Origin of the sequence: Eubacterium sp. AF17-7, from assembly GCF_003461285.1 — a bacterium.
Taxonomy (GTDB): domain Bacteria; phylum Bacillota; class Clostridia; order Lachnospirales; family Lachnospiraceae; genus Eubacterium_U; species Eubacterium_U album.
This window is the reverse complement of record NZ_QTWU01000007.1, coordinates 67,026-80,411: the sequence shown is the minus strand read 5'-3', so window position 1 is coordinate 80,411 and position 13,386 is coordinate 67,026. Positions and strand designations below refer to the sequence as shown.

Below are 13,386 nucleotides of genomic sequence, written 5' to 3'. Positions count from 1 at the left end.
CTCTGCTTCATCTATGGATTTGATCTGTTCCGCTTCGGAGAGGAACAGGTTTAGAGTCAGCTGTTGATAAGCTCCGCCATCAGGATTTCCTCGGCCTGAGCTTTGCAGGTGTTCATCAGCCCCACCCACTTCATGGGATCGCTGGCTTTCAGTTCCTCGGTGGCTCCCGCTTCCTTCGTCAGCTGGGGCATCATCTGCTCCAGTCTGCTCTGGGCGGTCTCGTCGATCTCCAGAAGGTGCGGGTACAGCTTCTCGCTCAGCAACATCTGGTTGTAGAGGATGGGACGGTGTTCCTTCAGGTAGGTTTTCCTCATCCTGCCGTACTTGCCCAGGGGTTTCTCCGGCTGCTGGCTCAGCTTCAGGTCGGGAATCAGATAGTCTCCGTTCTGGATATAGGTCATGGGATTGTTCATCTTGTTTGCTCCTTTCTTGGTTGGCTTCGCGCTCTGAATTTCGGACGGTAACGCCAATCTGCCGCAGCACCTGCTGGTTGATCTGGCTGACCGCTGTTCCCAGCGCTCCGATGGTTGCCGGAGTATTGAAATCAAAGATCGCCATGAAATCTTCGTGGTCGAAGTAGCGTTCCGGTTCCAGTCCACAGCGGGACATCAAAGCATAAGTGATACTGACGGTGGCTGCTGCCTTGAACTGTACTCCGATGTTAAACTCATCATATTCCTCCAAAAAGGAACCGTCAACGATATAGAAGAAGTCCTGCTGATGCTCCGTCCAGTATTCCTCAGCCAGTTTTCCGGCTACCTCGGTGAGCTGTCCGGCAAGGTCATCACCGGAAACATCATAGGTGCGCTCAAGCATGGCCTGCACCGAATCCAAATGGCGCTCCTCCAACTGCCACAGCCAGGGAGTGCGGGAATGTTCACGGGTTCCGGTGTCGGAAATATCAAAAACATAGCGCAGGCGGGGCCTGTCCCCGGAATCGTCCACCAGAGCAATTCCCTTGGAGCCGCGCCTTACATACCGGCCCATCTTTTCATTCCACAAATCGTACTCTGCACAGGCGGTGGCGTCCGGACGCTGGGCGTAGATCATCAACTGCTCATGGAACGGGTACTTGTAAAGGCGGGAAGCAGTGGTGAGAAACCCTGCCCATTCCTGCCAGCTCCCCGTGAGCTGCGTTGTCACCTTCTCCGCCATCTGTGCATATAGTTCAGCTTTGGTTGGCATAGTGTTCTGTCCTCCTTTCAGTTTTGGGGTAAAAAGGTGGGGTGGCATATTGCCACCCCATCCCTGCGATTATGGTGTTTACTGGTCAAAATCCGGATACAACTCCAGCTCGGCAAACTCGGCATCACTCATGGCCTGGAGCTTGCCCAGTGCGCTGTCTGTCAACTCCCGCAGCTCGGTTTCCTCCGGGGCCAGCTCGCCGCGCATCTCACGCAGGCTGTCGATCAGTCCGGTGCGGCTGCCGGTATTGTAAATGCACATCAGGTTCATTTCCTCAAAAGTAAAGTTTCCCATATCAAATCTCCCTTTCCGCACTCTTTTTTGGCGCTATCTTTTTGTGTTCTGCCTTGGGCTGGCTTTTCAGCTGCTCCATGACGGACTTTTTCTTTTCCCGTTCCTCCCGATGGGCAGCGGCAGCCAAATCCATGAGGGAAATGGGCTGACCGCTTCGGGCCTGCTGTTCCAGCTCTGCCACCGTAGGCTCTTTTGCGCCATTGTTGATGATACCGTCGATCATGCCATAATCGTCCTCCAGGGCCATTTCCGCATTTTTCAGCGGGTTTTCTGGCAGGAATCCGGGGATCTGGGTAAAACCAACGCTGTCACAGTAATGACAGGATACCTTACCGTCCTGTCTGATTGCAACGATGTCGCTGACGCTCATGGAGGGACTGTGAAAGTCCACGGGTTTTTCCAGATTGAATTGCTGATAGAGTTTTTCCAGCTGCTCCGGCACAGTGCCAGACTCCCTCAGAGGAGCTGTGTAAATGAGGTCATAATTGCTGCGGTCTATGGAAATGTCATGGGACTTTAACCAATCCAGATTCATAAAGCGCACATTCTGCGGATCGTCACGGCTCACCTGATAGATGGCAAAGCAATCTCTGTTCTGAGAGAGAAATGCCTGTTCGCGTTCCTGCTGATGTTCCTGACGCTCCATGACCTTTTCGTGGAACTGAGGGCTTTTCTCCCATTCCTCATGGTCCACACCGAAAAGACCGCCATGATCCATGATTTCCTGCGGGTCAAACACCATGCTCTCCGTATTGTCCTCATGCAGCACATAGACGGTCAAACCGGCGGCATCCAGTTCCAGCGCCCGTTCTCTGGTAACAGGGAGCATCCCATCATAGGAGTAGCCATATTCCTGCATATCCGGTGTGGATACCTGCTCATCCGGCATGGGGTATTCATCCAGTGCCTGCTCCTGCGCTTCCGGCAGCTGGGAAGAAGCGGTCATCTGACTTGCCTCTGCCTGCATCTGCTCATAAGCAGCTTCCTGCAAGGTCTCAACCATAGACAAGGGAGCGCGTCTGAGCGAAGTGCTGTCCAGATCGTTATCATCACAAATCTGGAGAACTACCTTCATGCAGGAAAGCTCCGGCATATCCAGCTGACCACCATCCAGCTCTTTCATGGACGCAGCATCGTAAAGAGTGTAGTCCCATCCGCTGTCACAAGGTTGGATATGAAGATAGGTAGTATCGTTGATCAGAAACAAAGCCTCCTGCTGGTTGGCGTCCGCTCCCAGCACCTCCATTTCCGGCATGGCCGCAGCCAGTTCCTTTACCGCTTTTTGCACCAACGGATTATCACGGTAATAGTCGATTGCCTGAATGGTGTCCAGGTCAATGGTCTGCCCGGTCAAAATCGGAAAAGGTCCTTCATAGTCGCTTCCATCTTTCAGCTCAAAGCCAATGCCCTTGATCCCATTCATTCGCTCTGCCGGAATCTCCTGATAAATGCGTACAGCTTCCTCCAAAGACAGGTTATCGTGGTATTCTCCGAGGTTTGGAAACTCCATGCACTCTGCTACATAGTAGGTTAGATTGCCGGTCGGCTGCTCTATCGGGGCGGTTTCCGACTCTGCCTTTGCATGGGGATCAATCCCACGCTCTTTGCATATTTCCTTATAGTGGCGCTCAATGTCAGAGATCAAAGTGCCGGAGGTTTTGTTGATGGTCTCCAAACTGGCTCTCAGTTCTTTCAGTTCCTTGCCCTGACTCCAGCTTGCAATATAGCCGAAGCTGTTTTCTCCGGTCTCGATGCCAAAATATTTGCAGACTGCGTAGGAGATGCTTTCAGCCTCCACTTCCTCCGTGTGGCGGTCTTTCCTATGTTCTTGCAAAAACTGGGTGAGGGTAGAAAAGCCGCCAACAAAATTCAGCCCTTCTTCCTCGGTCAGCATCAGGCGTCCATCTTCCGCCAACTCCAGCGGCTCTGTCAGCAGAACGGAACCTGCATGGTTTACAACTACTTGTTCTTCTACACAGACCGGCTCTCCGGGGTCGTAGTCAGAACCGCGCAGGTCATAGTAATAAACGCCCTCCGGCAGATTATCACGGGCAATCCGCCCATTGGAGAACAGACCGGGTTTATCAAACAGCTCGATCTCCTGATATTGCTCGTCATTGGCAATCTGAATCTTTTTCTGATTGTGGAGCTTGCTGTGGGCAATCTCGTGTACTGTGGCCGAAACCGTCTGCACCTCACTCATGCCCTGACGAATGGCGATTTTCTGATGATCGGCAGAAAAATAGCCGTCCGTATCGGCGGCCATTGCTTCAAAAGTGATCGGCACCGGCGCACTGCGGCGCAGAGCCTCCATGAATGCCTCATAATTTGGCACATTGCCGGAAAGGGAGGAAGCAAGCTCCGGCAAAGGTTTCCCGTCGGTCTGGCTCACATCAAAGACCTTGACCGGGCGAAACATGGGGATCTCGATTTCTTTTTCCTCTGTGACGATCTTTCCGTCTTTATCCAAAATCGGAGCCTTGGTATCCGGGTCCAGTTTCTGTTCCTCGATTTTCTTCTTATATGGTGTGGGAGCAATGATGGTAATGCCATGCTCGCCCTTTTTTACATGACGCTCAAACTGGTCTTTCCACTTATTGTATCCGGCTACCAATGTAGCGTCCGGCTTCTGCATATAGATGAGCATGGTGTTGTTTACCGAATAGCGGTGGAAGCGGGACATGACGGACAGATAGCGCATATACTTTTCACTCTCAAACAGTTCTTTGATCCCCTGCTCGATGCCATCTGTGATTTCCCTTAGCCGCTCTCGGTTGGTGGGTTTGTTCTCAGCCATGATTTTCAATCTCCTTTCCAAGTGTGTGATTTCTGCTGTGTGTTCTGCAATCCATGCCTTTTGTTCTTCTTCACTTTCATAAAGAAAAAGGTCCAACAGGTACTCTACATAGGTTTTCTTCTGGATTGCTTCCACAAAACGGGGGTGCGGTTCTTCCTCCGGTGTCCGGGGAGAATTGTCGGCCTCCCATTTTTTCAGCAGATAGTAGTAATCGGACAGTACGCGATAACACCGCTGCCGGTCCTCCCGAAACTTTTGTGCCTCTGTTTTCTGCCGGACATATCTCCTACGGGGAGGGGCCTGACTGTCATAGATCAGGCCAAAGTCCTGTGCCAATTTCTCTGCCGCTTCTTTTGGGGAGAGGTCAAAGAGCTTTGCGGTAAAGTCGATCACATCGCCAGTAGCTCCGCAGCCGAAACAGTAGAAATATTCCTCGTTCAGCTTCATGCTGGGGTTCTTATCATCGTGAAAGGGACAACAGGCCATGCCATTTCGTTTGACCTCGATCCCATAAAACGCTGCCGCATCTCTGGTGCTGACCGACTGCTTGACTGCTTCAAATACATTCTCTGCCATGTGCCTTTAACTGCTGGACTTTCTCACAGGGGGCTGGTATCCGGCAGCTTTCGCACGCTCACTGGCGGCTTTGCGGCGTTCTGCGCTATATGGCTCCCGGACTGATACACACCGCTTGGGGACGGTAAAGTTATGGGCGTCCTTTCGGGTGATCTGGTCGGGGTGCTTTTTTGCCAGCAGATCCAGCTTCTCCATCAGACGGGGATCGTGGGTGTAGACCTCAGCCATTGGTTCTGCCTGGTTATAGAGGAGAATGGTTTCCCGTTCCACTAAAGAGAGCTTCATCGGCTGCCTCCTTTCCGCTGGTCAAATTCCAGCTTGAAGTTGGCGTACTGTCCATCATCCTCCAAAACCACAGCGGCATCGTAGGTCTTTCCGGTTTTCTCCGAATATAGGCCCGTCACACGGACACGGCCATCGTTAAGCAGTGCAGACACCACAGCCTTGGTCGGCTGTTTTTTCTTGGCAGACCACCATTTGTTGTTTTTCCAGATTGCAAATTTGCAAGAATCATTCTGACAGAAGAAGCCTTTTTGCAGTTCTGCAACTTCACCGCCGCAGCGAGGGCATTTGCCCACCACCTCACGGGGCGGAGTGAACAGATACTCAGTTCCCTTGATGACCTGATAAGTCCCCACCAGATCTTTCAGCATGGTGCTGATCCCGTCCAGAAACTCCTCTGGGGCAAGCTGCCCGCGCTCGATCTCGCCCAGACGGTACTCCCACTCGGCAGTCAAAAGCGGAGATTGCAGCTGTTCCGGCAAGACTGTGATAAGGGAAACTGCATCGTGGGAAGGGAGAAGCTGCACCGTTTTCCTGCTCTTTTTTCGTTCCAGAAAACCGGCAGATACCAGCTTTTCCAAAATACCGGCACGGGTGGCCGGTGTACCCAGACCTTTTCGCTCGGCATCCTCCGGCATATCCTCTTTTCCAGCAGTCTCCATCGCGGACAATAGGGTGTCCTCCGTAAAGTGCTGAGGCGGACTGCTTTTGCCTTCTTTGACGATTGCCGCAGAAACCGAAAGGGTCTGTCCTTCGGTCAGCTCCGGCAGGGCTTTCTCTACGCCCTCTTTTTTCGGCTCTGTATCCTTCATTTTGGCACGATAAGCGTCCTCCAGTGCTTTCCATCCGGGGTGCTTCACTGTTTTTCCTTTTGTGGTAAACTCCCCACCGGCACACGCTGCAATCACAACGGTTTCCGAATAGATATGGGGCTGGGCTACGGCGCACATCAGACGCAGGGCCACCAGCTCCAGCACCGCTTTTTCTCCCGCAGGAAGGGCAGAAAGGTCTGCATCCTTGAGATTTCTGGTAGGGATTACTGCGTGGTGGTCAGTTACTTTCTTATCGTTGATGACCGTATGCGGATCACAGGTAATGGCGATTTCTTTGCAAAACGGCATGGCGTTGGCAACCAGGTTCACCAGCACCGGCAGGCTGTCTGCCATATCGCCAGTCAGATAGCGGCTGTCAGTACGGGGATAGGTGCATAGCTTCTTTTCATACAGGCTTTGCAGATAGTCCAGGGTCTGCTGGGCTGTAAATCCAAGCAGGCGGTTGGCATCTCTTTGCAGAGTAGTCAGGTCATAGAGGGCAGGCGGCTTTTCGGACTTTTCCTTGCACTCCACCTTTTTGATTGTGACATTTGCACCCTGACAGGCTTCTTTCAGCTGCTCAGCAGCAACCTTATCCGCCATGCGCTCCCCGAATACGGTAAGACCGGGTAGCTCCAGCGCCACGGTATAAAAGGGAATCGACTGAAAGGTGTCGATCTCAGCTTCTCGCTGAACAATAAGCGCCAGCGTCGGGGACATCACGCGCCCGATGTTGAGGGTTCGGTGATACAGCACGGAAAAAAGCCTTGTCGCATTGATCCCCACCAGCCAGTCGGCCTTGGCACGGCAGAGGGCAGCATCCCGAAGTCCGTCATAATCCGCACCGGGGCGCAGGTTTGCAAAGCCTTCCCTTATGGCGGAGTCCTCCATCGAAGAAATCCAGAGCCTTTTCATCGGCTTCTTGCAACCTGCCAGCTCATAGACGCTACGGAAGATTAACTCGCCCTCGCGTCCGGCATCGCAGGCATTTACCACCTCCGAAACATCCGGGGCATTCATCAGCTTTTTGAGAATATCAAACTGCTTTTTCTTATCCTTTCCCACCACCATCTGCCAATACTCCGGCAGAATAGGCAGGTCATCATATCGCCACTTGGCATACTTGGGGTCATAGCTGTCTGCATCCGCAAGACCGGCCAGATGGCCCACGCACCAGCTGACACGCCAGCCGTTGCCCTCCAGATACCCGTCCTTACGGACGGTTGCACCGATCACCGCCGCCAAACTCTGGGCAACCGATGGTTTTTCGGCAATTACCAATTTATGTTGAGCCATGATGGTTCCTCCTCTCTTTGAGCCATCGGGACATTTCCCGGTGACAGATACCTACGCAGGGCCTTCCATAATTCCCGCAACCATAGCAGGGGTGGCTGTGGGGTAAAGAAGGAGGACGGGAAGTTTCCTTCCCGCCCTCCGGCCTGCGTGTCATCATGCGTTCATAGGGACTGTCTGTGAATCGGGTCATTTCACGCTGTCCTCGTCATCTTCTTCTGTGCTGCCCCCGTCAGCATCCGGCTCGTCCGACTCCTCATCCTCGGTTTCCCATTCCTCGCCATAATCATAATCGTCCAGACTGTCATTGCCCTTGGTCTTAGGCTTGTTCTTAACGAGCTTCAAGTAGGCAAATACGCCACCACCTCCCAGCAGAGCCAGCAAAAGGACCAGCGCAGCCGGGTTCAATCCGGCAGGCTTCTCCTTTTCCGGCTCCGATGTTTCTGCCGGAGGTTCCGGTGCTTTGCCCGTACATTTACTCTTATCAGTTGCGCAGACCGGGCAGGCCGTATTGACTGCCCCTGCTTCACATTTTGTTGAACAGCTGCATACCGCAGGCATCTCCTCTTTGGTTTTTCCATCTTCCATCAGCGCCGCAAGGTCTGCATCGTCCACCTGATTCAGAAAGTGAACAGCAGTCTCCTTGTCCTCATTCGCCCTATCAATCAGGATGTAAAAGTAATTTCCAGCTTTGGTCGTAACAGTAATAAGCTGCTTATTGCCTCCAAAATCATCCACCAATGCCGCATTCCCCTCCGGTGTAAGTGCCGGTGCCGGTTCTGTTTCTTCCACAATCACATTGCTGTCATTGGTAGAATCCTCTGCCGGTGCCGCCGGAGCCTGTTCTGACCCCTGTGCGAAAGCAGGGATCGTAAAGCCAAATGCCACAACCATTGTCAGGCAAATGGCGGAAAGTGTTTTGCAAATTCTTTTATTCTTCATAAGCGGTAGCCTCCTGATTATTTGATTCCGACAGTGCCGTATCTCTGCCGTGGTTCATTCCACCGGAAAGCATAGCGTTCAGCTGTGCTGGAGTCATGCGTAACGCACGAACCATCTGAACGATTTCCAGATTCTCTGCCTCCGTTTTCTGTGCTTCCAGGGTCTTGAGCTTTTCCTGATATTCCGCAATCTTCTCACGGGTTTTCTCAATTTCCTGGTCGATACGTTCAATTTTGTTTTTTGCCATAACCGTTCACTCCTTTCCACAAAGTCTGTTACCAGTTCATCAGGCCGTAGCCCTTAATACTTTGATAATTCAGGTCATAACTTTTGATCTTGCAGGCATCGCCGGAATTTCCCTCCACCGTATAAACACGGCTGCCATCCGTACCGATCACGATACCCACATGGTCCGCTGTCCCATCTAAATCCCAATCAAAGAAAATTGCATCTCCGGGAGCCAGATTGTTATAGCCTCTTGCACCCCATTGTCCATGAGACTGGAACCACGGAACGCCCTGCCACTCACAGCCTGCAAAGCGCGGCTCACTTTTTCCAGCCTGGTTATAACACCAGGATACAAAGCAGGCGCACCACTCCACGCGGCTGTCAAAGCCATACCAGCTCCAATAAGGATAGCCACCCACATTGCCGACCTGACGCTTGGCCAGCTCCACCAACTGCGGATTTCCGGGACGGGTTCCATTTACAAACTGTACACCGGTCAAGTCCTCGGAATTGCTCATGTCAGGGGAACCACCGCCAAACAACAGCGGCTTATTGCCCATGGTCTGCCGGTAAACCTGATACATTTCCATCTGCTCCGGGGTCAGTAACTCCGACGCCACAGCGGAAATGGGCTTGCTGGTGAGTTTCACATTCAAAATGTAATACTCATAGGGGACTTCTTCTGAGGTGGTCTCGCCGGTCTCCGGGTCGGTGGAGGTCTCCGTGCGGTAGCGAATCTCCACTTCCTCAGTAAGCGTCAGCTGATACTGTGCTGCAAACACACGCGCCAGCTCTGTCTGAGCGCTCTGCCGGGTGTAACCTTGCAAGACGGCAGACAGAAATGCTGCCAGCTCATGAGGGTCATGGCCGATCATACCAAGGTCATAGCGATACTCGTCATACCCTGGGTGGCTGTTTTCAATGTTGTCGATTTCCTCCTGCAACTGGACTTCTCTGGCTGCATAATCTGCCTCCACCGCCAGCATTTCCGGGTCATCCGACGGATAGGTGGTGCCGGAGAGAACGGAACCGATGCTCTGCGCCATCATGGAGCAGGAGGACATGGTATTCATCAGCATACAGGTAATGAGGAACAAAACCCCTGCCATCAGGAAACCCTTCTTGTGGCGCATGACGAATGCCCCTGCCTGCTGTACCTTTTCTTTTACCGTCCTTGCGGCTTTTCCGGTTTTAGATGCAGCCTGGGCGGTATTTCCGGCAGTCTGACCGGCGTGTTTGGCGGCGGCATACTGTCTTTTGATGGCCTGCTTTTGCTGCCAGCGGGAAAGAGGGTTGCTGGCAAACTGGGGATTTTCCTGCAAAGATTTCTGGTACAGAACATTTACATTTGCCTTTTCCAGTTGACGCTCTGCCTGGGCTGCTTTGCGGTACGGCTTCAGCTTGTGGCTGCGATAGCCCTCCCGCACCAGATAAGCGCCGGTCTCCACCGCTTCCTCGGACTTGTGGGCGCTTTCCACGCCCACATTGTCCTGCTCTGTTTCCCGGATCTCTTTGTGGAGCTTGCCTGCGACCAGATGGACGGGAGCTTCCCTGACTCCTTGAGAAACTTTGGAAGGTGGCTTTTTCTTGTCCTCAAAGGTCAGCTTCGAGGTCTTTTTTCCGGTATCCGGGTCAATGACCGTCTGCCTGACCTTTTTCTTTGGGATATTGGCCTGCGCCTTATCTGCTCTGGCCGCAGCTTTCTCCGCTTTACGGATCGGCTTTTCCAGTGCAGGATCAGACCGTTCCTCATCAGTAAAGCGCAGGCGCGGCTCTTTATTCAAACCATTCTCCCAGCATGAGGGAGGACATCATGTAGTGCAGCTCTGCATAAATGGCCATTCCCACAGGATCGTTGAACATACAGCCGGACAGGTAGGCATAAAACTGTGCCACCACATCGGACAGGATCTTCGCCTCTGTTCCTTCCAGAATCAGGCCGCCCATACCTTCTTTAGCACGAATGGCGCTCCAGACCTCTGCCAGACGGAGAAGCCCCACCTGACCGGTCTCATTCAGTTCGGCTGCCTGATCTGCCGCCGTGCGGCACTCACTTACCGCATCGGCCATGACCGTAAGCAACTGGCTGCGCTGGGCATTTACCGCCCTGTCAAAAAACATCAGCGGGTTTTTATTCAAAATGTTGGGGTTCATCATCATTCATCCTCCTTCTTTTTCAGTTCCTGGGGTTTGGTGGTCATAATGCGGTAAAGCTCGGTATTCTTCGGGAAGTGATCCACGAAAGGCAGGATTGTAGAGCCATAAAACAGCAGGCCCTCGCCCTCACCGGAGTGGGTCACATAAGATAATTGGTGTGTGGAAATCCCCAGCTGCTTGGCGAGGATCTGACGGTCTCCGCCTGCCTGGTTGAGCATATACACGAAGTCGGAATTTTCAAAGATATTTTCCACCTCGCGGCTGCTCAAAAGGTCTTTGACATTCTGGGTGATACCTGTCGGAATACCGCCCCATTTTCTGAATCGCTTCCAGATTTCCACCGTATAGGCGGCGGTCTGCTCCTCCTTCAAAAGCAGGTGCATCTCGTCGATGTAGTAGCGGGTAGACTTGTGAGCGGCACGGTTGATGGTAACGCGGTTCCACACCTGATCCTGTACCACCAGCATACCGATTTTTTTAAGCTGCTTGCCCAGTTCCTTGATGTCATAGCAGACAATCCGGTTATCAATGTCCACATTGCTCTGATGATTGAACACATTCAAAGAACCCGTTACATAGATTTCCAATGCCGTTGCAATGTATTGAGCTTCTTTTTCTTCCTGCTCCCGCAGCAAGTTATAAAGGTCCTCCAAAATCGGCATATTCTCCGGCTTTGGGTCATTGAGATATTCGTTGTAAACCAGCCGTACACAACGGTCAATAATGGTTTTCTGCACCGGCTGCAAGCCCTCCTTACCGCCCACGATCAGCTCACACAAGCTGAGGATAAAGTCAGACTTGAGTGACAGCGGGCTTTCATCATCCGAATAGTCCAGATTCAGATCCATCGGATTGATATAGTTGGTTGAAGTAGGTGAGATCTTGATGACCTGCCCATGCAGACGCTCAACAAGAGGTGCGTACTCCGCTTCCGGGTCACAGATAATAACATCATCACTGGTAAGCAAAAAGCAGTTGGCAATTTCTCGTTTTGCGCTGAAGGACTTACCGGAACCCGGCGTACCCAGAATCAGGCCGTTGGGGTTTTTCAGCAGCTTTCTGTCCACCATGATGAGGTTGTTGGACAGAGCATTGATGCCGTAGTACAGAGCTTCTTTCCCGTTCTGGAACAGTTCCTGCGTAGTAAAGGGCACAAAGATAGCTGTGGAACTGGTGGTCAGTCCTCGCTGAATCTCAATCTGATTGAGACCCAGAGGCAGACAACTCATCAGCCCTTCTTCCTGCTGGAAGTCCAGCCTGGTCAGCTGACAGTTATACTTCTGGGCAATAGAGCCTGCCTGAAAGATGTTGTTGCCAAGTTGACGGGGATTGTCCGCTGTGTTCAGCACCAGAAAGGTCAAAAGGAACATTCTCTCGTTGCGGCTCTGCAAATCCTGCAAGAGTTTTTTCGCTTCACTGCCGTAGGTAGCAAGGTCAGATGGAATGATGTCCATGTCGTATCCGGCACGGACTGCTTTTTTCTGTTCCTCGATCTTGCTGCGGTCCAGGTCGGTAATCTTCCGCTTTACCGTTTTGATGGCTTTCACCTGATCCACCGACTGAATGTGCATACTCACAATGAGCGAGCTTTCCATATCCAGGAAATCAGCCAGCAGACGGTCATTCAGCTCCGGTGCGAGGATCTGCAAAAAAGAAACAGCTCCGTATTTCTTACCCATACGGAACTGCTTGCCGGTGCGGAACTCAAAGGAGCTTGGTGCAATAAAATCCTTTGTGGACAGACCAGAAGGAGCCAGCCAGTCCCATTCAAACTGAAACGGGAGTTGTTCATCCATGTGGAATACCGCATGAAGCTGAAAAAGCCTTTCTTTACCGTCCAGCGTTCTGGCAGCTACACCAAGACGCTTGAAGTTATTAAGTATATCTGTCTCAATACGCTCCAGACGGGGCTTGGCGGCTTTGATGCTGTCCGCGTCGATACCAAAGGTCAGGTATTTGGTCTTGATGAGACCGTTGTTACCTCTGGCCAGCTGATTTTGCAGCATTGTGGTGTATTCCTCGCGGATACTGTCAAAGGCGTCCCTCTGGGGCGGGATGGAAATGGAGTTAGCAAAGGTCTCCTCCGATGCCGCAAGGTTCAAAAAAGACAGCTGGAAATGAATCGAGCTGTCAAAATAATTGAGGAAATCACACCACCCCTCAAAGATTGCCGTCTTATCTTCGTTTTGGGAGAGCTGATAGTTGATGTCCTGAAACTGGATGGTCTTTGTGTAGTGGCTGTCCGATACGCGGCAGATTCCGTCCGGCCACATCCGTTCATAAGGGATACTGTCCTGCGCAGATTTTCCTTTTTTGTCCGTGCGGTTAGCGCGGGCAATGGCCGCTTCGATCTGCTTCTTATCGGCGCGGGACAGCTTTTTCTTTGTCTTTACCGGCTGCACAGTTTTTTCCTCGGTTTTTCCGAACATCCGATGTAGCCATTTTTTTATTGCGGTGAACAATGTCATACACCTCCTTATCGAGCATTTCCTGCCGCTTTAATACGGCATAAAAGTTGTTGGTCTGGTAAGGTCGCTGCTTTGGACGGATCACAGCTACTTTGAGAATGTTGCCCACGATCTTTTCCAGGGGCTGTCCATGCTTTTCGTACATAGCCAGCATAAAGAAGGGCAGCATAACTAGCATCATACACATAGCCGCTACACTGTTTCCGGTAGGTTTTCTGAGCAAAAAGAAAAGCGGTACGCCAATAAGCGCTCCGCCCGTGAAGCAGATAAGCTGCCGCTTGGTCAGATTGAACATGACCTTTGTTTTGACTTTTGTTAAGTCCTTGGGTACGGGTACATAAGCCAATGTGGA

Annotated in this window: 13 protein-coding genes; 1 reads left to right on the top strand and 12 read right to left on the bottom strand. The window is 52.0% G+C overall.

The features are described from left to right. Nucleotides 1-56: 56 nt before the first annotated feature. Nucleotides 57-413, bottom strand: a complete 357-nt coding sequence (locus DWW96_RS14430) for a TnpV protein (RefSeq protein ID WP_242828620.1) — start codon at nt 411-413, stop codon at nt 57-59. Between the two features lie 154 nt (nt 414-567). Here DWW96_RS14430 and DWW96_RS14425 point away from each other — a divergent pair, with 154 nt between their 5' ends. Beyond that, nucleotides 568-1,167 (top strand): hypothetical protein, encoded by a 600-nt coding sequence (locus DWW96_RS14425; RefSeq protein ID WP_243003046.1) that lies wholly within the window; start codon nt 568-570, stop codon nt 1,165-1,167. Nucleotides 1,168-1,263: 96 nt separating this feature from the next. Here the strand turns inward: DWW96_RS14425 and DWW96_RS08040 are convergent, their stop codons facing one another. From DWW96_RS08040 to DWW96_RS07990, 11 genes are read right to left on the bottom strand one after another with little or no spacing between them, the layout of a single operon-like run. Then, complete coding sequence (locus DWW96_RS08040; protein WP_002576226.1) at nt 1,264-1,479, bottom strand: transposon-transfer assisting family protein; 216 nt, start codon at nt 1,477-1,479, stop codon at nt 1,264-1,266. A 1-nt stretch (nt 1,480) separates the two neighbouring features. Beyond that, a complete protein-coding gene (locus tag DWW96_RS08035) occupies nt 1,481-4,852 on the bottom strand; it encodes an LPD28 domain-containing protein (protein ID WP_117910064.1) in 3,372 nt (1,123 codons plus the stop codon). Nucleotides 4,853-4,858: 6 nt separating this feature from the next. Next, complete coding sequence (locus DWW96_RS08030) at nt 4,859-5,137, bottom strand: immunoglobulin (protein ID WP_117910063.1); 279 nt, start codon at nt 5,135-5,137, stop codon at nt 4,859-4,861. Then, on the bottom strand, nt 5,134-7,242 hold the full coding sequence (locus tag DWW96_RS08025) for a type IA DNA topoisomerase (protein ID WP_117910062.1): 2,109 nt from the start codon (nt 7,240-7,242) through the stop codon (nt 5,134-5,136). The genes DWW96_RS08030 and DWW96_RS08025 overlap by 4 nt, the downstream gene beginning before the upstream one ends. Continuing rightward, nucleotides 7,229-7,432, bottom strand: coding sequence for a hypothetical protein (locus DWW96_RS08020; protein ID WP_009003368.1), 204 nt, complete (start codon nt 7,430-7,432; stop codon nt 7,229-7,231). Before DWW96_RS08020 ends, DWW96_RS08025 begins: the two co-directional genes overlap by 14 nt. Further along, nucleotides 7,429-8,181: a DUF4366 domain-containing protein gene (locus tag DWW96_RS08015; protein ID WP_117910061.1), complete on the bottom strand. Its 753-nt coding sequence runs from the start codon at nt 8,179-8,181 to the stop codon at nt 7,429-7,431. Before DWW96_RS08015 ends, DWW96_RS08020 begins: the two co-directional genes overlap by 4 nt. Then, nucleotides 8,171-8,428 carry a DUF4315 family protein gene (locus DWW96_RS08010; RefSeq protein ID WP_002576231.1) on the bottom strand — a complete coding sequence of 86 codons (258 nt, stop codon included), beginning with the start codon at nt 8,426-8,428 and terminating at the stop codon, nt 8,171-8,173. The genes DWW96_RS08015 and DWW96_RS08010 overlap by 11 nt, the downstream gene beginning before the upstream one ends. Before the next feature lie 28 nt (nt 8,429-8,456). Continuing rightward, a complete protein-coding gene (locus DWW96_RS08005) occupies nt 8,457-10,193 on the bottom strand; it encodes a CHAP domain-containing protein (RefSeq protein WP_117910060.1) in 1,737 nt (578 codons plus the stop codon). After that, complete coding sequence (locus DWW96_RS08000) at nt 10,186-10,569, bottom strand: DUF3851 domain-containing protein (protein ID WP_009003364.1); 384 nt, start codon at nt 10,567-10,569, stop codon at nt 10,186-10,188. The genes DWW96_RS08005 and DWW96_RS08000 overlap by 8 nt, the downstream gene beginning before the upstream one ends. Continuing rightward, nucleotides 10,566-12,968: a VirB4-like conjugal transfer ATPase, CD1110 family gene (locus DWW96_RS07995; protein ID WP_117910059.1), complete on the bottom strand. Its 2,403-nt coding sequence runs from the start codon at nt 12,966-12,968 to the stop codon at nt 10,566-10,568. Before DWW96_RS07995 ends, DWW96_RS08000 begins: the two co-directional genes overlap by 4 nt. Further along, nucleotides 12,925-13,380 carry a PrgI family protein gene (locus DWW96_RS07990; protein WP_117910058.1) on the bottom strand — a complete coding sequence of 152 codons (456 nt, stop codon included), beginning with the start codon at nt 13,378-13,380 and terminating at the stop codon, nt 12,925-12,927. The genes DWW96_RS07995 and DWW96_RS07990 overlap by 44 nt, the downstream gene beginning before the upstream one ends. Nucleotides 13,381-13,386 lie beyond the last annotated feature (6 nt).

Coding starts and splice junctions, on each gene's coding strand:
- DWW96_RS14430 (WP_242828620.1), bottom strand. CDS start 413: ATGAACAATCCCATGACCTATATCCAGAACGGAGACTATCTGATTCCC.
- DWW96_RS08040 (WP_002576226.1), bottom strand. CDS start 1,479: ATGGGAAACTTTACTTTTGAGGAAATGAACCTGATGTGCATTTACAAT.
- DWW96_RS08035 (WP_117910064.1), bottom strand. CDS start 4,852: ATGGCAGAGAATGTATTTGAAGCAGTCAAGCAGTCGGTCAGCACCAGA.
- DWW96_RS08030 (WP_117910063.1), bottom strand. CDS start 5,137: ATGAAGCTCTCTTTAGTGGAACGGGAAACCATTCTCCTCTATAACCAG.
- DWW96_RS08025 (WP_117910062.1), bottom strand. CDS start 7,242: ATGGCTCAACATAAATTGGTAATTGCCGAAAAACCATCGGTTGCCCAG.
- DWW96_RS08020 (WP_009003368.1), bottom strand. CDS start 7,432: ATGACCCGATTCACAGACAGTCCCTATGAACGCATGATGACACGCAGG.
- DWW96_RS08015 (WP_117910061.1), bottom strand. CDS start 8,181: ATGAAGAATAAAAGAATTTGCAAAACACTTTCCGCCATTTGCCTGACA.
- DWW96_RS08010 (WP_002576231.1), bottom strand. CDS start 8,428: ATGGCAAAAAACAAAATTGAACGTATCGACCAGGAAATTGAGAAAACC.
- DWW96_RS08000 (WP_009003364.1), bottom strand. CDS start 10,569: ATGATGATGAACCCCAACATTTTGAATAAAAACCCGCTGATGTTTTTT.